Origin of the sequence: Arenimonas sp. GDDSR-1 (genome assembly GCF_025980345.1) — a bacterium.
GTDB lineage: Bacteria > Pseudomonadota > Gammaproteobacteria > Xanthomonadales > Xanthomonadaceae > Arenimonas.
Genome location: NZ_JAPDUI010000034.1, coordinates 1 through 18,846, shown reverse-complemented (window position 1 = coordinate 18,846; position 18,846 = coordinate 1). Strand labels below are relative to the sequence as shown.

The following is an 18,846-nucleotide window of genomic DNA, read 5'->3' as shown; positions in this document are numbered from 1 at the left end:
CCGGCGCCAGACCGCATTGAACTCGGGGTAGGCCACAGCGGTGTACAGGACATCGCCGAGCGACTGGTCGATGTCGGGAATGGCTTCATCGAATCGTTCGCGGCGCACATTGAGGCTGGCCAGCAGATCCCAATTGCGCAATTCGCCGCTGCGGCTGAACGTGCCCTCGACATAGCGGCTGCTGGTGCTGGTGTATTGCTCGTTGCGGGCGACCAGACCGATGCCGTACCAGCCGTCCAGCCACTGGAAGGCCGGAATGCGGTACAGCGCGGTGAAACTCTGTTCGTTCTGCGCCCAGCCGGCATTGAAATCAAGCTTGTGGCCCCGACGGTTGATCCAGCGCCGTTCCACGCCATACTCGACGCCGAAACCGGTTTTGGTGCCGTAGCGGAAGCTGGCGTACTGGCTGCTGCGTTTGCCCTGGGTCAGACTGACCAGCACCGGCACGGTGCCGTCCTGCTTGTTCTCGAGGTCGGGCACGATTTCAATCGAACTGAAATAATTGAGTTTGGCCAGGGATTCCTGCAGCCGGTTGATCTGCGGCTGGGAATAGTATTTTCCCGTCTCGAAATTGACCAGCTGCTCGAGCAGGCCCGGTTCGAATTTGTGGCCTTCGAAACGGACCGCGCCATAACGGTAGCGGATGCCGCTGTCCCAACCCAGATCGATGTCGGCGCTCTGCGTCGCCCGGGTCACGCGCACCTCATGCACGCTGTTGCGCATGTCGAAATAGCCCCGATCCAGCAGGGCCTGGCTGATTTCCGCTTTGTTCTCTTCGTACAGGCCGTGATTGAAGACCTGGCCCTGCACCGGCTCGAACCCTTCCAGCCAGAAGCCGATGAAACGGTCCTTGCTGCCGTCGCCATCGACATGCAGGGTGACATCGCGGACTTTCACCGGTTCGCCGGGTGCGACATCAACGATGATCTGCGCGCTGTTACCCTCGCGCTCGAGCCGGCTGCTGACCTGCGGGTGGTAATAGCCCAGCGGCTCCAGACTGTCTTCGACCAGACGGTTGATGTTGCTGACGTAATAGCCGAGCCGGCCTTCCGAAACCGTTTCGCCTTTGCCCTGGGCTTCGGGCAACGCGACCGCACGGCGGACGACCTGCTCGAGTGTCTTGTCTTTTTCCAATCCGTTGATCTTGACCGGCAGCAATTCCGCCGCCGGCACCGAAGTGCAGTAGCCGAATACGAGCAAAAGGGGAAGGAACGGCCGCATACCGCATTTTACGGGGCGCTCACCGCGAACGGCAAGCGATTACTGCCTGCGCAAGGGTTCCGGGTAGAACCTGCCGGGACGTTTCGGACGGAAACAGGGCACGCGGGTGAAGAAATCGCCGTTCTCATGCTCCGGATGCCAGCCCGGGATTCCGGTCAGCGGAATCGGGCGCAGCTCCTGCGGATCATTGAGCAACTCGCCGCCGGCAATGCCAGCCGCAATCCGCAGCGCCATGTCATGGTCATCCAGCGGCCTATCGGCATCAATCACCAACGCCTTGGCCACCAGCGCGATTGCCGGCGTCAATGCATGTTCGAACAGGGAGTGGCCGAACAGCCAGAGCTGGACCGCGCCGCGGCGCTCGGCATCGGCCCAATTCCGGAACAGATACGGCCAGTCGTGCGCATCCCAGGCCGCCTGCAGCGCGGCATCGTGCAGACGCAGCACGGCACCGGCCTCGTCGAACTGGGTCAGCGCGCACTGTCCGCGCGTACGCTGCTTGGGCCCGACCCGCGCGATATCGGCCACCTGACGGGCATTCAGCGCCTGTTTGATGGCGGGAAAGCGCATCCACATGAAGGCGTTGAACAGATCATGCCAGTTGTGGGCGCGGGTCGCGATGATTCCGGCTTCGGCGATGCGCTGTTCGTAGTGCCGGTCGTCCTGCAGCGCCGCCTGTTCGACGAAGCGGTACGGCCGGCCGGCGGCACTGACCGGCGGGTTCCAGAGCGCGTTCAATGCCGCCATGTCCGGCCAGACGTCCGATTGGCAGAGCCGTTGCTGAGCGACGGAGAGCATGGCAAATACCGGATGCGCATGGACCTGCGCCTCGATTTCACCGCGTTCGGGGGCACGGTAACGCATGACCGCCGCTTTAATGGACGCGTGCCGCTTTCAGGGCCAGCTCATGCACGGCGTCGGGAATCTGTGCGGACGATTCCGCCGTACGCATCCGTTCGTCATCGGCGATGAAGCCCTCGTGATGGTCCAGAGCCCAGGTCAGCGGGTACGGCACATGCACGGCGAATCCGCCGATCTGCAGCACCGGCGCGATATCCGAATGCAGGGAGTTTCCGACCATCAGGAACTGCTGCGGCTGCAGGCCGAATTCGGACAGCACGCGTTGGTATGTCACCGGGTCTTTTTCCGAGACGATTTCGATCCGGCCGAACAGCGACGACAGTCCGGAGCGGGCGACCTTGCTTTCCTGATGGAACAGATCGCCCTTGGTAATCAAGACCACCGGGTATTCACGGGCAACCTCGGCGACCGCTTCGGCGATGCCGGCCAGCAGCTCGACCGGATGGTTCAATACCTCTTTGCCGAGCTGGATGATTTCGTGCAGATGATGCGCACTGATGCGCTCGGCGGTCATCGCCACCGCCGTCTCGAGCATCGACAGGGTCATGCCCTTGGCGCCGTAGCCGAACAGCTTGATGTTGGCGCGTTCGACCTCGAGCAGATGGTCATGCACATTGGCATTGCCGATGTCGATGTACTGGCCGAGAATGGTCTCGAACTGGGCATGCACCTCGCGGTAGAAGCCCTCGCTGTGCCAGAGCGTGTCATCGGCATCGAAGCCTACCAGTTTCAGCATGTTGTTTCTCCGTGTCTCATTTGGGTTCGCGCCACAGACGGGCGCCGAGGAAAATCAGGCGCAGCTGCAGCACGAAATGGTCGACCAGTTCCTGTTCGCTCTGGCGGTGTCCGGCCGGCAGATCGAGGATGTCGGTGGCGGCATTGAGCATGGTGCTGACCACCAGACTGCAGATCAGTTCGATGGTCTGTCCGGACAGGCCGGGCACCGTGCCGAGCTCGCGCATGTCGTGCGCCATCTCGTGCACGAAGCGCTCCTCTTCGCGGCGGATCGCCTTGCGGATGACCGGTGAACCGCCGCTGCGTTCGCCGACGATGAAACCGAACACCAGACGGTTCTGTTCCAGATAGCGTTTGTAGACCAGCACCGAATTGTGCAGCATGTCTTTCGGCGGAAATCCGCTGCGGCGGGCCTCGCGCAGCAAGCGGCGCAGGGTCACCCCGCCCTCTTCCACCAGCGCCAGGCCGAGTTCGTCCATGTCCTTGAAGTGCCGATAGAACGAGGCCGGCACTACGCCGATTTCGCGCGTGACTTCGCGCAGGCTCAGCGAAGTAAAACCGCGGCCCTGGCCGACCAGATCCAGTGCCGCCTGCATCAGTTGCTGACGGGTCTGCAGTTTGCGGGCGTCGCGGCGGGTGCCGGTGGCGAGCGGGAGGGACGGCGAACTGGACAAATCGGGGCTTCCGAAGGAGTGAACCCAGTATAAACACTGGGCCGGTACTGGCAATGTGCAATTGACACGGCCCATCATTTGAGTGAACATGTGTTTACTGATATTAACCGGTAGATGCGATGTTGCCAATGGCCCCTTCCCTGTTCTGGCGCAGCCCCTGGCTGAAGCCGCTGAACGACACCACGGCATGGAACAGTCTGCTGCAGGGCGTCAACGCCACCTGGTCGCTGACCGAGGTGCGCGCCCGCGTGCTGCGCACGGTGCAGGAATGCCGGGATGTGGTCAGCCTGTATCTGAAACCGAACCGTTTGTTCAAGGGTTTCACGCCGGGCCAGCACCTGGCACTGACCCTGCCGTGCAACGGTGTGCTGCAATCGCGCAGCTTCAGCCTGTCGCAGGCCCCGGATGCCAGTGGCGTGCTGCGTCTGACCATCAAACTCAAAGCCGACGGTGTGCTATCGCAGGCAATCGCCAAGCTCAAACGCGGCGCGGTGGTGCGTCTCAGCCAAGCCGGCGGTGCCTTTACCCACGCCCGGCCCGAACGCGGCGTGCTGCTGCTGTCGGCAGGATCGGGCATCACGCCGATGATCGCCATGCTGCAGGACTGGGCCAAATCCGAATCCCGACCGGATGTACTGATGATCCACAGCTGCCGCGATGAAGCCGACTGGATTCTGCGCGAGGATCTGCGAACACTTGTTCACCAATGGCCGCAGCTGAAAATCCGGCCGGTGTTCACCGCGGCCGACGGCCGCTTGGATGCCGAACGCCTGCAGGCGCTGGCACCTGACTTCGCCCTGCGCGATACCCTGCTGTGCGGCCCCGAAGATTTTATGGATTGGATTGCCGCGTTCTACCGCGGGCACGGCCTGAGCCGGCAGCTCAAGCAGGAACACTTCCAGGCCCGCCGCACCGAAATACGGCCCGATGCCGCGCACTATCAGGTGTACTCCGCCGATGGCCGTGCCGCCTTCGATGCCCGCAACGGCCAGACCCTTTTGGAAGCCGCTGAAGCCGGCGGACTGAACCCGGTACACGGCTGCCGCCGCGGCATCTGCAAAACTTGCACCTGCCGGAAACTCGGCGGCACCGTACATAACCAATTGACCGACACCCTGTCCGGCAGCGGCGACGAGTGGATCCAGCTCTGCGTCTCGACCCCGGTCAGCGATCTGCATCTGGAGCTCTGAACCATGACCGTGAAAACCTTCCTCGACGGCGACCGCCTTGCCGCCTTCCAGCAGGAACTCGACCAGCTGCGCGCGAAAGTGATGGCTGATCTCGGCGAGATCGACGCCGCCTACATCCGCCGTGTGCGGGCACTGGCGCAGGGCAGCGCCATCGCCGGCCGCAGCCTGCTGATGTTCGGCATGGGGCCGGTCAGCTGGGTGTCCGGCATCCTGGCGCTGGCACACGCCAAAATCGTGGAGAACATGGAACTCGGCCACAACATCCTGCACGGCCAGTACGACTGGATGAACGATCCGGCCTTCCACTCCAAGCACTACAGCTGGGACATGGTGTGTGCGCCGGAGAACTGGCGCAAATCGCACAACATCGAGCACCACAACTACACCAACATCCTCGGCAAGGACCAGGATTACGGCTACGGCATGTTCCGGCTCACCGCGACGCAGCGCTGGCGCCCGTCCTATCTGATCCAGCCGTTCAGCTATCTGGTGCTGGCCAGCAATTTCCAGTGGGGCATCGCCATCCAGGACCTGAAACTCGGACGCTGGCTGCAGGGCCGCATGAGCACCGCGCGTTTGAAAACCATCGCCAAGCCGTTCATGAAGAAAGCCGGCTCGCAGCTGGTCAAGGATTACCTGCTGTTTCCGCTGCTGGCGTTCTGGCAGTGGCCGCGCGTGCTGCTCGGCAACCTGATCGCCAACGGCATCCGCAACGTGTGGACCAACGCCGTCATCTTCTGCGGCCACTTCACCGCCAATGCGCAGACCTTCACCCTGAAAGAAACCAAAGACGAATGTCGCGGCCGTTGGTATCTGCGCCAGATCCAGGGCTCCAGCAATCTGGAAGGCGGCCGCTGGTTCCACCTGATGACCGGCAACCTCAGCCACCAGATCGAACACCACCTGTTCCCGGACATGCCGGCACGGCGCTATGCCGAGATCGCGCCCAAGGTCCGTGAAATCTGCGCCAAATACGGCATCCACTACAACACCGGCGGTTTCTGGAAACAGTACGGCAGCGCGCTGTGGCGGATCCTGCGTTACGCCTTCCCGAATGGACGGCGCGCGCTGGCAACGGCCTGAACCCATTCCGTCACCGATAAAAAAACCGCCCGAAGGCGGTTTTTTTATTAATCACAATGCGCTTGAGTTTGGCATAAATCGATAGTCACTTGCTTTTGCTTAATTCCAGCGCTAGAGTATTTGTTACCGATTCGGCTTTTAGCCGCGGTGTTTTGCCTGCATAGCCTATGGCGCCAGGTTTCTGTTTGTCCTTTTATAAAGGCAACAGAACTTCCCCAGCAACCATCCATAGGTATTTGTATGACAAAACTCCAAAAATTACGTACACACGCTTTTATTGCTCAAAATGGTCGTTGCTTCTACTGCAACCAACCCATGTGGAACGAATCTCCAAAAGAACTTGAACGATACGGTTTGCGGCCAAGCACCGCTAAGCCGCTCCGCTGCACTGCGGAACACTTAGTTGCCCAGCAAGATGGTGGGCGAGATGTGGAAGGCAACATTGCTGCTGCTTGCAGGCTTTGCAATGCACGACGACATAAACGCAGGAAACCACCCACACCAGAGGACTATCGAATATTTGTTCAGAAGCGAATTGCTAAAGGCAGATGGTATACGTTTTCTGCTGACACAATTAGCTGAATGATTGCAGGATGATAAGTCTTTAGCAATAAAAAACCGCCCGAAGGCGGTTTTTTTATTGACTTAATTATCCAATCAACCGCACTTGCTGTAACCGCAGTTCAGGCAGGTCTGGCAGCCATCCATCAGTACCAGTGCCTTGGTGCTGCACTTGTGGCACATGGTGGCGGTCGGGGGGAAAGAGGCTCCCTCGCCGGACTGCGATGCCGCCTCGTCGGCGCTGTCGCGCCCGGCATCCACGGCGAGGTCGCCCTCAGAAGATTTCTTTTTCGTGCGGCTTTCATAGGCCGCGCGTTTCTCGGCGATCATCGCGCGCTGGGCGTCGCTCAGCTCCGGGTCGACGATCATGCCGATGAATTTCAGGTGCTCTTCCACCACCGAGCCGATTTCGGCCACGATCGAGGGCATGTACACGCCACCGGCCTTGAAGTAGCCGCCGCGCGGATCGAACACCGCCTTCATTTCCTCGACCAGGAAGGTCACGTCGCCGCCCTTGCGGAACACGGCGCTCATGATGCGGGTGATGGCGACCACCCACTGGAAGTGATCCATGTTCTTGGAGTTGATGAACACCTCGAACGGACGGCGCAGTTCATGGTCGGTGCCGGGATTAAGCACGATGTCGTTGATGGTCACGTACATGGCGTGTTCCACCAGCGGCGATTTGATCTTGTAGGTGGCGCCGACCAGGGCTTCCGGGCGCTCGACCTTTTCATGCATGTGGATGATTTCGGCGGTAGCCGGACCGGCCGCCACGGTGACAGGCGCGCTTTCAGCGGCCTTGTCTTCCGGCTTGTTGACGCTGTACGACTTGATTTTTTTTGTAATTTTGATGGCCATTACTGCAAGGACTCCTGGGGTATTCGATGGAACGCGGACATGGGACGGACCGCGTTCCGCCCGCGATGGGCGGAACGCAGTCGTTGCTGCTTATTTTCTGACGGCTTTTTTGGCCGGTGCTTTTTTAGCCACCGCTTTTTTGGCAACGGCTTTCTTGGCCGGGGCTTTCTTCACGGCCGCTTTCTTGGCCGGTGCTTTTTTGGCGGCGGCTTTTTTGACCGGTGCTTTTTTCACCGCGGCTTTCTTGGCCGGCATCTGCTTGGCGAGCTTGGCCTTGACCTGGCTGATGGCTTTTTTCACCGCTTTCGCGGCTTCCGAACGCTCGGCCTGGCTGATGGCTTTCTTCACCGCTTTGGCGGCATCGGAGCGCTCGGCCTGGCTGATCGCTTTCTTGACCGCCTTGGCGGTATCGGAGCGCTCGGCACGTGCCACTTCCTGCTTCACTTTCTTGATCAGCGGCGCGGCCTTCTTGCTCAGCGCGGCACCGGCCTTCTTGGCTTCGGACTGCACTTTTTTCACCGCGCCCTGCATACCGCTGGATTTCTTCGCACTCATGACGTCACCCTGTTTCGTTGGAATGGTTTAGAACTTGCCGTAGTAACCTTCTTTCAGCGCATCGAACAGGTTGGCGGCGGTATGCATTTCACCGTCGTATTCGATCTGTTCATTGCCCTTTACTTCTACCACGGAACCGTCTTCCAGTTCAAACCGGTAGGTGGTGTTTTCCAGATCCGATTCCTTGACCAGCACGCCCTGGAAGGCGGCCGGATTGAAACGGAAGGTGGTGCAGCCTTTCAGGCCCTGCTGGTGGGCGTAGGAATAGATGTCCTTGAAATCCTCGAACGGATAGTTGGTCGGCACGTTGGCGGTCTTCGAGATCGAGGAGTCGATCCACTTCTGCGAAGCGGCCTGGATGTCGACGTGTTCCTTCGGCGAGATGTCATCGGCGGCCACGAAGTAGTCCGGCAGCGCGGCTTCCGGATCATCGCTGTACGGCATCGCTTTCGGATTGATCAGCTCGCGGTAGGACAGCAGTTCATAGCTGTACACTTCCACTTTTTCCTTGGACTTCTTGCCTTCGCGGATCACGTTGCGGCTGTAGTGGTGCGCGAACGAGGGCTCGATGCCGTTCGAGGCGTTGTTGGCCAGCGACAGCGAAATGGTGCCGGTCGGCGCGATCGAACTGTGGTGGGTGAAACGGGTGCCTTTTTCGGCCATCTTGGCGACCAGATCGGGCGCCACCGAAGCCACGCGCTGCATGTAGCGCGAGTATTTGGCGTGCAGTACGCGGCCTTTGATTTTCTGGCCGAGCTTGAAGCCGTCGGCCGCCATTTCCGGACGCTTGCGCAGCATTTCGGCAGTGACCGTGAACTCTTCGTCCATGATCGGCGCCGGGCCCTTTTCCTCAGCCAAGGCCAGACCGACTTCCCAGCCGGCCAGTGCCATCTCGCGCGAAATGGCTTCGGTGAATTCCAGGCTTTCGGCGGAACCGTATTTCATCTTGAGCATGGTCAGCGTGCTGCCTAGGCCCAGAAAGCCCATGCCGTGGCGGCGCTTGCGCATGATTTCGCGGCGCTGCTGTTCCAGCGGCAGACCGTTCACTTCCACCACGTTGTCGAGCATGCGGGTGAACACGCGCACGACTTCCTTGTACTCTTCCCAATCGAACGCGGCCTTGTCGGTGAACGCATCGCGCACGAACAGGGTCAGATTGACCGAGCCCAGCAGGCAGGCGCCGTAAGGCGGCAAGGGCTGCTCGCCGCAGGGATTGGTGGCACGGATGTTTTCACACCACCAGTTGTTGTTCATTTCATTGACGCGGTCGATCAGGATGAATCCGGGTTCGGCGAAATCGTAGGTGGACGCCATGATGCGGTTCCACAGCAGCTGCGCGCGGATGTGGCCGTAGATCTTGCAGGCCACCAGGCCGTCGTCGCGGGTCACGTAGCCGGTGTTGACCGGCCAGTCACGCCAGACCACCTGCGACGCGTCGTTGACATCGAGATCGCCCTGCTCTTTGACGCTGATCGGGAAAATCAGCGGCCAGTCGGCGTCCTTGTTGACGGCCTCCATGAAGCCGTCGGTGATCAGCAGCGACAGATTGAACTGGCGCAGGCGGCCGTCTTCGCGTTTGGCACCGATGAATTCCTTGACGTCCGGATGCGACACGTCGAAGGTGCCCATCTGGGCGCCGCGGCGGCCGCCGGCGGACGACACCGTGAAGCACATCTTGTCGTAGATATCCATGAACGACAGCGGGCCCGAAGTATGCGCACCGGCGCCGGAAACATACGCACCGCGCGGACGCAGGGTGGAGAATTCATAGCCGATGCCGCAGCCGGCTTTGAGGGTCAGGCCGGCCTCATGCACCTTGTCGAGGATGCCGTCCATGGAATCTGGAATCGAGCCCGAGACCGTGCAGTTGATGGTGGAGGTCGCCGGTTTGTGTTCCAGGGCACCGGCATTGGAGGTGATGCGGCCTGCCGGAATGGCACCGCGGCGCAGCGCCCACAGGAAGCGTTCGTTCCAATAGGCCTGGCGTTCGGCATCCGGTTCGGCTTCCGACAGCGCCTTGGCCACGCGACGGTAGGTATCGTCGATGGTCTGATCGACCGGCACGCCGTTTTTGGCTTTCAGTCGGTATTTTTTATCCCAGATATCCAGCGAGGCCGGCTGCAGCGGGAGCGCATCGTTGTGCGGGGTTTGAACGCTGGCGGGAACGGCTTCCAATCGGGGTGTACTCATATCCAACTTATCTCCATGATAATTCAAGCTTTGCAGCCATCGCTTAGCACCCCTCACTACATGTTGGGGTTTCTCGTTATAAAAACACAACATCTTGTGTTTCAGAGCCCTACATTAACCGTCTTGAAACGGCCTGTCAATACGAAATTTTAACCTGTCATCATGTTCATATTTCTTTAACTTACAGTGAGATAGACTCGTTCTACTGGCGTGAAACCAGGTCGTGAATCACCATTTTTTTTCACCTTCGTTATACTGCTCCCCAGACCCCCGGCAGGAACCCCCATGGCTCTCACCTTGCGTACCTTGGCTTTGGCGACTTTGTGCACCGCGACGGGCGCACTGGCCGCCGGCTTTTATTTTTCAAATCAGTCAGATAGCGATGAAAGCGGAAAATCCGAGCGCCTGTGGATGATTCCGGATGCCCAAGCCGCGGTACCGGCCAACACGCAACCCCTGCCCACGCTTGCGCCGATGCTGGCCAAAGTCACGCCGTCGGTGGTCAATATCTACACCAAGCAGCGGGTCCGGGTGAACAATCCGATTGCCGATTTTTTCGGCGGCGGCCGCTACCCGCAGGAGCGCATCGCCCAGTCGCTCGGCTCGGGCGTCATCGTGGATGCCGCACGCGGACTGATCCTGACCAACAACCACGTGGTTGAAGGTGCCGATGAAGTCTCGGTCAGCCTGTCCGACGGCCGCACCTTCGAAGCCCAACCGGTCGGCTCCGACCCCGATACCGACATCGCGGTGATCCGCATCGCGGCCAAGGATCTGGTGGCTTTGCCGGTCGCCGATTCCAGCAAACTGCGGGTCGGCGACTACGTGGTCGCCGTCGGCAACCCGTTCGGCCTGGGCCAGACCGTCACCTCCGGCATCGTCTCCGCCGTCGGCCGCAGCGGCCTGCAGGGACTGGGCTATCAGAATTTCATCCAGACCGATGCCTCGATCAACCCCGGCAATTCCGGGGGCGCATTGGTCAATCTCAACGGTGAACTGGTCGGCATCAATGTCGCCAGTTTCAATCCGCGCGGCAGCGCGGCCGGCAACATCGGTCTGGGCTTCGCCATTCCTTCCAATCTCGCCAAGGAAATCATGCGCCAGCTGATGGCCTACGGCGAAGTGCGGCGGGGCACCCTGGGGCTGGATGCCGAAACCGCCCAGACCCAGGCCGAACCGATCACCCGCGGCGCCCTGGTGACCCGCGTCTACCGCGGCAGTCCGGCCGAAGCCGCCGGCATCCGCCCGGGTGACGTCATCGTCAAAGCCAATGACCAGCGCATCGACAGCGCCGAAGCGCTGAGCAATCTGGAAGGACTGCTGCCGCTGGGTGCACCGGTGCGCATGGAACTGGTGCGCGACAGCCAGCGTTTGAGCGTCAGCGCGCAACTCAAGGCGTCGCCGAAAGAACTGGATGCGGGCCAGCTGGATGCGCGTCTGGCCGGTGCGGTGCTGATCGATACCCCGGAACGCTACCGGCAGACCGGCATCCGCGGTGTGATCATCAGCAAAGTCGCGGCCGGCAGCCGTGCGGAACGCAACGGTCTGGAAGCCGGCGACCGCATCCTGGTGGTCAACCGGCAGTCGGTCAGCGATCTGGCGGCCTTGCGCGCACAGCTGGCCCAGAATCCGCCGCGTCTGGAGTTGGGTCTGGCGCGCGGGCGGCAGTCCGGTTACCTGCAAATGCGTTAAAAACACGCAGTCTGCACGCCGATGCGCGGTATGCTATCGGGATGCATACCGTAAAAGCGATCAGTCTCGATCTGGACGACACCCTCTGGCCGATCTGGCCGATCATCGAGCGCGCCGAAGCGGCGCTGCATGATTTCCTGCTGGCCAACGCCCCGGCCACCGCCGAACAGTTTCCGGTACCGGCCATGCGTCATCTGCGCGAGCAGATCGCGCAGGCACATCCGGAACTGGCGCACGATTTCACCGCCCAGCGCAAACTGTCGCTGCAGCATGCCTTCCATCTCAGCGGCGAGAACGATGATATGATCGAGCCGGCGTTCGATGCCTTTTTCCGCGCACGCAATGACGTCACCCTGTACAGCGACTGTCTGCCGGCGCTGGACCGTCTGGCCGCGCGCTTTCCGCTGATTGGCTTGACCAACGGCAATGCCGATCTCGGCCGTACCGGCATCGGCCATTATTTCAGCGGCTGCATTTCCGCGCGCGATGTCGGCTCCGCCAAACCGCACCCGCCCATCTTCGCGGCCACCAGCCGCGCGCTCGGCGTCGCCCCGCAGCACATCCTGCATGTCGGCGATGACCCCTGGCTGGATGTACAAGGCGCGCACGATGCCGGCTTTCAATCGGTCTGGATCAACCGCACCGGTGCGATCTGGCCGACGGAAATCCCGCCGGCACATCTGACCATCACCGATCTGCAGCAACTGGCCGAACGGCTGGAAGAGGTTTTTGCATGAGTTCTCCGTTTTCCGCACCGGGCTTTTCGGCCGAGCGCCATCCGCAATCACGCGCCATCGTCTTTGTACACATGGAGACCTATGCGGATTGGCTGACGGCGCAACCCGAATCCACGCGTCATTGGCTGGCCGGCCAGGCGTTTCAAGGACGGGCCGGACAATTCGCCTTGTTGCCGGACGCGCAGGGGCGCTACGATCGGGTCCTGGCGGTCATCGCCGGCGACACACCCTATGCGATCGCGCATCTGCCGAAACTGCTGCCAAAAGGCCATTATCACCGCTGTGCTGATTCCACTGCAGCGCTCAGCGCCGACAACCTTCTGCTCGGCTGGGGGCTCGGGGCTTACCGATTCGAACGCTATCTGGCCAAAACCGAACCGGCGCTGCTGCATGCCGAAAACCAGAGTGCGCAGGCCGAAAGCGTTCTTGCCGCCAGCCTAGATGTACGTGACTGGATCAACACGCCGACCGAACACATGGGGCCCGATGAGCTGGAGCAGGCGACACGGGACATCGGGCAGCGCTTCGGCGCGGCGGTGTCCTGCATCCAGGGCGATGCCCTGTTGCAGCAGAATTTCCCGACCATCCATGCGGTCGGACGGGCTTCGCACCGCGCACCGCGCCTGATCCGTCTGGACTGGGGCGATGACGCGCATCCGCATGTCGTGCTGTGCGGCAAGGGCGTCTGCTTCGATACCGGCGGTCTCGACATCAAGCCGGCCGACGGCATGCGCAACATGAAAAAGGACATGGGCGGCGCGGCACATGCGTTGGCCTTGGCCCGTCTACTGATGCAGAATCAGGTTCCCGTTCGGCTCACGTTGCTGATTGCCGCGGTCGAAAATGCCATCGCCGGCAATGCCTTCCGCCCGGGCGATGTCATCGTCACCCGTCAGGGCCTGAGCGTGGAAATCGACAACACCGATGCCGAAGGCCGTCTGGTGCTGGCCGATGCCCTGACCCTGGCCGGTGAATTGAAACCGGACCTGATCATGGATTTCGCGACCTTGACCGGGGCCGCTCGCATCGCGCTCGGCCCGGATCTACCGGTACTGTTCAGCAACAATGCGCAGGCGGCCCGTGATTATCTGGCGGCAGGCGAAACCGAGCACGACCCGCTTTGGCAGCTGCCGCTGTGGCAACCCTATCTGACGTATCTGAAATCCAATGTGGCCGATCTGGCCAATGCCGGACCCAGCAAAATGGCCGGCTGCATGACCGCTGCGCTGTTCCTGCAGCGCTTCGTACCGGCCGGCACGGCCTGGACACACGTGGACGTCTACAGCTGGAACGATTCCGAACGGCCCGGCAAACCGGCCGGCGGCGAGGCCCAGGGCCTGCGCGCGGCATTCCGTTTCCTGCAGGAAAAATATGACCACCGGCACTCCACCGCTTCCTGAGTCAATGACAGAATAACGGCCACACCGCCAAGGACTTTTGCATGAACCGCCCTGATGAATTGCTCAACCAACTGAAAATAAACCGCAGTGGCAGCACCGCGATGAAGAAGAAACGGCGCTGGCCCTGGGTTGTCGCTGCCGTGGTGATACTGGTCTCGGCATTCTTCCTGCTGCGCGGCGGCAAGGCGTTGGAAGTGGAAACGGTCAACCCGCGCTCGGCCGCGGAAAGCGGTCCGGCCTCGGTGCTGGATGCCTCCGGTTACGTGACCGCACGCCGCATCGCGACCGTCTCTTCGAAAATCACCGGCAAGGTCAAAGAGGTCTACATCGAAGAAGGCCAGCGCGTGAAAGCCGGCGAAATACTCGCCCGCCTCGATGTGCAGGACGCCGACGCCCAGTACCGGCTTTCGCAATCGCAACTGGCTGCCAGCGAATCGCAGCTGGCCGAAGCGCGCGCGCAGCTGGCCTTGGCCGAAAGCAACTACGCCCGCAACCGCGAGCTCGGCGCCAAACAGCTGGTTTCCCGGCAGGCGCTGGATGCCGCCAAGGCCGAGCGCGACTCGCGCGCGGCGCGACTGTACAGTCTGCAGAAATCGGTCAGCGTATCCCGCGATCAGCTGGGCGTGTCGGCACTCAACATCGACAACACCGTGATCCGCGCGCCGTTCGATGGCGTCATCGTGGCCAAGGCGGCGCAGCCGGGCGAAATGATCTCGCCGATTTCCGGCGGCGGCGGTTCGATCCGTACCGGCATCGGCACGCTGGTCGACATGGATTCGCTGGAAGTGCAGGTCGATGTCAACGAGGCCTATATCGGCCGGGTCACGCCGGACATGCCGGTGCAGGCGGTGTTGAACGCCTATCCGGACTGGAAGATTCCCGGCGCGGTGATCGCCATCGTGCCGACTGCCGACCGTTCCAAGGCCACCGTGAAAGTGCGTGTGGCGCTGAACAGCAAGGACCCGCGCATCGTGCCCGACATGGGCGTGCGGGTCAGCTTCCTCGAAGCCAAAACCGATGACAAACCCCTGACCGGTTACTGGGTACCGAACGGCGCCGTACTCAAGGACGGCAACGCGTCCTACGTATTCACCATCGTCGACGGCAAGGCGGTGCGTACCGCCGTCACCGTGGCCGAAAGCAATGACAGCGAAAGCCGGATCAGCAAAGGCGTGGCCAAAGGCGACTCGCTGATTGCCGCGCCCGACAAGGACCTGAAAGACGGCGCCAAGGTCGCCCGCAAGGCGGATGCCGCCAAATGAGCGGACGCGATGATGCCAAGGGCTTATTTCCACTGGTCGAAATCCGCCAGCTGACCAAGGCCTATGTGCGCGGCAAACAGGTGCTGGAAGTGCTGCACGGCATCGACCTGGACATTCCCGAGGGCGATTTCGTGGCGCTCATGGGCCCGTCCGGCTCCGGAAAAACCACCCTGCTCAACCTGATCGGCGGCATCGACTCGCCGACCAGCGGCGTGCTGACCATCGACGGCCAGCGCATCGATGATCTGGGCGGCAATGAACTGGCCGCCTGGCGCGCCAACACCGTCGGCTTCATTTTCCAGAGCTACAACCTGATGCCGGTGCTGAGTGCCCAGAAAAACGTGGAGTTGCCGTTGCTGCTGACCGACATGGATGCCGGTGAACGCCGGCACCGTGCGTCCATCGCGCTGAAACTGGTCGGCATCGCCGACCGGGCCGGCCATAAACCGAACGAGCTGTCCGGTGGCCAGCAGCAACGGGTCGCCATCGCGCGCGCGCTGGTGTCCGATCCGCGCATCCTGATCTGCGATGAACCCACCGGCGACCTCGACCGCAAGACCGCCGATGAAGTGCTGACCCTGCTGCAGCAACTCAACCGTGAATTCGGCAAGACCATCGTGATGGTCACCCACGATCCGAAAGCGGCCGAATACGCCAAGCGCACCGTGCATCTCGACAAAGGCACTCTGGTCGACGAGCCGGGCCACTGACATGATCCGCAAATACCTGCCACTGGTCTGGGGCGCCTTGATGCGCAAGAAAACCCGGACCGCGTTCACCCTGCTGTCGCTGTCGGCGGCCTTCCTGCTGATTGGTCTGCTGCAGGCGGTGAACTCGGTGCTGTCCGGCGGCGCGGACTTCCTCGGTGCCAACCGGCTCATCACCCAGGCCAAGATCAGCTTCACCCAGCCTTTGCCGATGCGTCTGCTGCCGCAGATCGAAGCCATCCCCGGCGTCGAACATGTCGGGCACTCGCAGTTCTTCGGCGGTGTTTATCAGGATCCGAAGAATTTCTTCCCGCAGTTCGCGGTCAATCCGCAGCGTCTGCGCGATACCTATCCGGAATGGAAAATGGATGAAGATGCCTGGCGCACCTTCATCTCGACCCAAGACGGCGCCATCGCCGGCAAGGTACTGGCCGACAAATTCGGCTGGAAGGTCGGCGATATCATCCCGCTGAATTCCTTCATCTGGACCCAGCGCGACGGCAGCCGGATCTGGCAATGGCGGCTGGTCGGCATCTTCGAGGGCCGCGACCAGGAATGGACCGACCGCGCCAATCTGATGTATCTGAATTACGGCCAGTTCGACGAAGGCCGCAGCGAACGCGCGCGCGGACTGGCCGGGGTTTTCGTGGTGCGGGTGAAAAACCCCATGGACTCGGAGCGCATTGCCGCCGAAATCGACCGCAAGTTCGAAAACTCATCGGAAGAAACCAAGACCCAGAGCGAACAGGAATTCCAACTCGGCTTCCTCAAGCAGCTGGGCGACATCGGTTTCATCGTCAACGCTATTTCCGGCGCAGTGTTCTTCACCATCCTGATCCTGACCGGCTACACCATGAGCCAGGCCGTGCGCGAACGCATTCCGGAACTGGCCGTGCTGAAATGCCTGGGTTTCACCGACCGCACCGTATTGGGGCTGGTGCTGGCCGAGTCCTTCCTGCTCTGCTTCATCGGCGCCCTGATTGGTCTGCTGCTGGCCAGCGCGGTGACCGGACTGCTGCCGCCCGAATACCCGATCAAGACCGATGGCCGGGTCTGGCTGTTCGCACTGGCGACCACGGTCTTCCTCGCGCTGGTGGTCGGTCTGCCGCCGGCATTGCGCGCGATGCATCTGAAAATCGTCGATGCACTGGCGGGACGCTGACATGAGCACGCTGACCCAGATCCGTGAAATCGTGCTGATGAACCTGAAAAGCATTCCGCAGCGGCTGGGTGCTTCGCTGGTCATCGTCATCGGCATCGCCGGCGTGGTGGGTGTGCTGGTGGCGATGCTGTCGATGTCGACCGGGCTCAACAAAACCCTGACCGCCACCGGCGACCCGAACCGCGCCATCGTGCTGCGCGGCGGCTCCAACGGCGAATTGGCCAGCTTCCTCGACCGCAGCGCGGCAACTTTGATCAAACAGGATCCGGCCATTGCCCGGCATGCCGACCGCCTGCCGCTGGCCTCCGGCGAATTGATCGTCATCACCGAAGTGCCACGCAAAGGCCAGAGCTCGGGGGCCAACGTCTCGCTGCGCGGCGTCGAAGCCAAAGGCCTGACGGTCCGGCCGGAACTGAAACTGATCGAGGGCCGCCGCTTCAAACCGGGCCTGCGTGAAATCATCGTCGGCAAAGGCGCGGCCACCCAGTTCGACGGGCTGCAGGTCGGTGCGAAACTGAAATTCCGCGGGTCGTACTGGGATGTGGTCGGGGTGTTCGAGTCCGGCGATGCCCACGATTCCGAACTGTGGGCCGATCTGGATACCGTACAGAGCGCTTTCGGCCGCTCCGGCGTGTCTTCGGTCGTGGTCCGTCTGAATTACCGCGAGGCCTTCAAGGATCTGAAACGCCGTCTGGAATCGGACCCGCAACTGAATGTGGAAGTGAAAACCGAAAAAGACTATTTCTCCTCCCAGTCCTCCGGCCTGACCCGCCAGATCGGATTCCTGACCAGCATCGTCACCGTCATCATGGCCTTCGGCGCCCTGTTCGGCGCGCTGAACACCATGTACTCGGCGGTCTCGGCGCGCACCGCCGAAATCGGCACCCTGCGCGCGCTTGGCTTCGGCAATGCGCCGGTGGTGGCCTCGGTGATGGCGGAAGCGATGTTCCTTTCGCTGCTCGGCGGCGTGCTCGGTGCCGGCATTGCCTATGTGCTGTTCAACGACTACTCGGTATCCACACTCGGCGGAGGCTTCACCCAGGTCGCGTTCAACTTCGCAGTCACCCCGGGGCTTGTGGCGCAAGGCCTGAGCTGGGCGTTGGCCATCGGTTTTCTCGGCGGCCTGGCACCCGCGGTACGCGCGGCCCGGCTTCCGGTCACGGCGGCGCTGCGCGGTTAGTCGGGCGAAACGGTCAACCGAATCCGGCGCGGTCCGTTGATCCAAGACCCCACCGGAGTTTATCCATGACATCCCTGCGCCGCATCGGTCTGCTTTGCCTTGCCCTGATTCCTTGTGCCGCACCGGCCGCCGAACGGCTGTTGCTGACACGCAGTGATGGCCGGAAAACCCCGGTCATGCACTATGCACCGGTCGGCGTGTGTCTCGGCACGGTCATCATCAGCCATGGGGCCGGCGGCTCCGAAAGCGGACTGTCCTATCTCGGTGAGTTCCTGCAGAGCAAAGGCTGGCGCACACTGGTGCTCGGCCATGCCGAAAGCGGAAGGGCTGCATTGCGTGCGAAAACACCGGGGCTCGACATCAAAGCCGGGTTGGGCGCACTGATTACCGACCCGGACGCTTATCGCGGCCGTTTTTCCGACATCCAGGCCGCACAGACCTGGAGCACCGGACGCTGCAAGAACGCATTTTCGGCACTGATCGGTCATTCGATGGGCGCGGCAACGGTCATGCTGGCAGCCGGTGCTGAAAATAAGCTCGGCCTGCACACCCGCATCGGTTTCGATGCCTATGTGGCGATGTCGCCGCAGGGTGTCGGCAGCATCTTTCCCGCGAACGCCTGGCGTGGCATCCGCGCACCGGTGTACGCATTGACCGGCACCGAAGACCGGGAATTGAACGCCGACTGGCGCTCGCGCCTGGAGCCTTACAAAAACATGCCTTCCGGTTGCAAATGGCAGGGCGTCATCACCGGTGCCAATCACATGGCTTTCGG

General features: G+C 61.7%; 18 protein-coding genes. 11 read left to right on the top strand and 7 right to left on the bottom strand.

Features of this window, described 5'->3' with window-relative positions:
- From Q0W88_RS06995 to fabR, 4 genes are all read right to left on the bottom strand, one after another.
- The coding region (locus Q0W88_RS06995) for a POTRA domain-containing protein (protein ID WP_297801522.1) at positions 1 to 1,221 on the bottom strand (1,221 nt) is incomplete at its 3' end.
- 39 nt (positions 1,222 to 1,260) lie between these two features.
- Complete coding sequence (locus tag Q0W88_RS06990) at positions 1,261 to 2,085, bottom strand: DUF3025 domain-containing protein (RefSeq protein WP_297801520.1); 825 nt, start codon at positions 2,083 to 2,085, stop codon at positions 1,261 to 1,263.
- Positions 2,086 to 2,095: 10 nt separating this feature from the next.
- A complete protein-coding gene (locus Q0W88_RS06985) occupies positions 2,096 to 2,818 on the bottom strand; it encodes an HAD family hydrolase (RefSeq protein ID WP_297801517.1) in 723 nt (240 codons plus the stop codon).
- Positions 2,819 to 2,834: 16 nt separating this feature from the next.
- A complete protein-coding gene (gene fabR / locus Q0W88_RS06980; RefSeq protein ID WP_297801515.1) occupies positions 2,835 to 3,491 on the bottom strand; it encodes an HTH-type transcriptional repressor FabR in 657 nt (218 codons plus the stop codon).
- 128 nt (positions 3,492 to 3,619) lie between these two features.
- On the opposite strand from fabR, the gene Q0W88_RS06975 reads away from it, so the two are divergent.
- The 3 genes from Q0W88_RS06975 (at position 3,620) to Q0W88_RS06965 (ending at position 6,346) form a co-directional block, all read left to right on the top strand.
- Positions 3,620 to 4,681, top strand: a complete 1,062-nt coding sequence (locus Q0W88_RS06975) for an iron-sulfur cluster-binding domain-containing protein (RefSeq protein ID WP_297801512.1) — start codon at positions 3,620 to 3,622, stop codon at positions 4,679 to 4,681.
- A gap of 3 nt (positions 4,682 to 4,684) precedes the next feature.
- A complete protein-coding gene (locus Q0W88_RS06970) occupies positions 4,685 to 5,764 on the top strand; it encodes an acyl-CoA desaturase (RefSeq protein ID WP_297801510.1) in 1,080 nt (359 codons plus the stop codon).
- A 240-nt stretch (positions 5,765 to 6,004) separates the two neighbouring features.
- Positions 6,005 to 6,346: an HNH endonuclease gene (locus tag Q0W88_RS06965; RefSeq protein ID WP_343212537.1), complete on the top strand. Its 342-nt coding sequence runs from the start codon at positions 6,005 to 6,007 to the stop codon at positions 6,344 to 6,346.
- A 75-nt stretch (positions 6,347 to 6,421) separates the two neighbouring features.
- Here the strand turns inward: Q0W88_RS06965 and Q0W88_RS06960 are convergent, their stop codons facing one another.
- The 3 genes from Q0W88_RS06960 to Q0W88_RS06950 all read right to left on the bottom strand — a co-directional run bounded on the left by Q0W88_RS06960 (position 6,422) and on the right by Q0W88_RS06950 (position 9,931).
- A complete protein-coding gene (locus Q0W88_RS06960; protein WP_297801507.1) occupies positions 6,422 to 7,186 on the bottom strand; it encodes an NrdJb in 765 nt (254 codons plus the stop codon).
- A gap of 90 nt (positions 7,187 to 7,276) precedes the next feature.
- Positions 7,277 to 7,741 carry a hypothetical protein gene (locus tag Q0W88_RS06955; RefSeq protein ID WP_297801504.1) on the bottom strand — a complete coding sequence of 155 codons (465 nt, stop codon included), beginning with the start codon at positions 7,739 to 7,741 and terminating at the stop codon, positions 7,277 to 7,279.
- A gap of 27 nt (positions 7,742 to 7,768) precedes the next feature.
- Positions 7,769 to 9,931 carry an adenosylcobalamin-dependent ribonucleoside-diphosphate reductase gene (locus tag Q0W88_RS06950; protein WP_297801502.1) on the bottom strand — a complete coding sequence of 721 codons (2,163 nt, stop codon included), beginning with the start codon at positions 9,929 to 9,931 and terminating at the stop codon, positions 7,769 to 7,771.
- Between the two features lie 285 nt (positions 9,932 to 10,216).
- On the opposite strand from Q0W88_RS06950, the gene Q0W88_RS06945 reads away from it, so the two are divergent.
- The 8 genes from Q0W88_RS06945 to Q0W88_RS06910 form a co-directional block, all read left to right on the top strand.
- Complete coding sequence (locus Q0W88_RS06945) at positions 10,217 to 11,623, top strand: trypsin-like peptidase domain-containing protein (protein ID WP_297801500.1); 1,407 nt, start codon at positions 10,217 to 10,219, stop codon at positions 11,621 to 11,623.
- 41 nt (positions 11,624 to 11,664) lie between these two features.
- Positions 11,665 to 12,360 (top strand): HAD family hydrolase, encoded by a 696-nt coding sequence (locus Q0W88_RS06940; protein WP_297801498.1) that lies wholly within the window; start codon positions 11,665 to 11,667, stop codon positions 12,358 to 12,360.
- A gap of 71 nt (positions 12,361 to 12,431) precedes the next feature.
- On the top strand, positions 12,432 to 13,760 hold the full coding sequence (locus Q0W88_RS06935) for a leucyl aminopeptidase family protein (protein ID WP_343212538.1): 1,329 nt from the start codon (positions 12,432 to 12,434) through the stop codon (positions 13,758 to 13,760).
- 41 nt (positions 13,761 to 13,801) lie between these two features.
- Positions 13,802 to 15,022, top strand: a complete 1,221-nt coding sequence (locus Q0W88_RS06930; RefSeq protein ID WP_297801494.1) for an efflux RND transporter periplasmic adaptor subunit — start codon at positions 13,802 to 13,804, stop codon at positions 15,020 to 15,022.
- On the top strand, positions 15,019 to 15,732 hold the full coding sequence (locus Q0W88_RS06925; protein WP_297801491.1) for an ABC transporter ATP-binding protein: 714 nt from the start codon (positions 15,019 to 15,021) through the stop codon (positions 15,730 to 15,732). The genes Q0W88_RS06930 and Q0W88_RS06925 overlap by 4 nt, the downstream gene beginning before the upstream one ends.
- A gap of 1 nt (position 15,733) precedes the next feature.
- Entirely contained in the window at positions 15,734 to 16,891 is a 1,158-nt protein-coding gene (locus tag Q0W88_RS06920) for an ABC transporter permease (protein WP_297801488.1), read from the top strand.
- A gap of 1 nt (position 16,892) precedes the next feature.
- Positions 16,893 to 18,071, top strand: coding sequence for an ABC transporter permease (locus tag Q0W88_RS06915; protein WP_297801486.1), 1,179 nt, complete (start codon positions 16,893 to 16,895; stop codon positions 18,069 to 18,071).
- Between the two features lie 65 nt (positions 18,072 to 18,136).
- A partial coding sequence (locus tag Q0W88_RS06910) for an alpha/beta hydrolase (RefSeq protein ID WP_297801483.1) occupies positions 18,137 to 18,846 on the top strand: 710 nt, incomplete at its 3' end.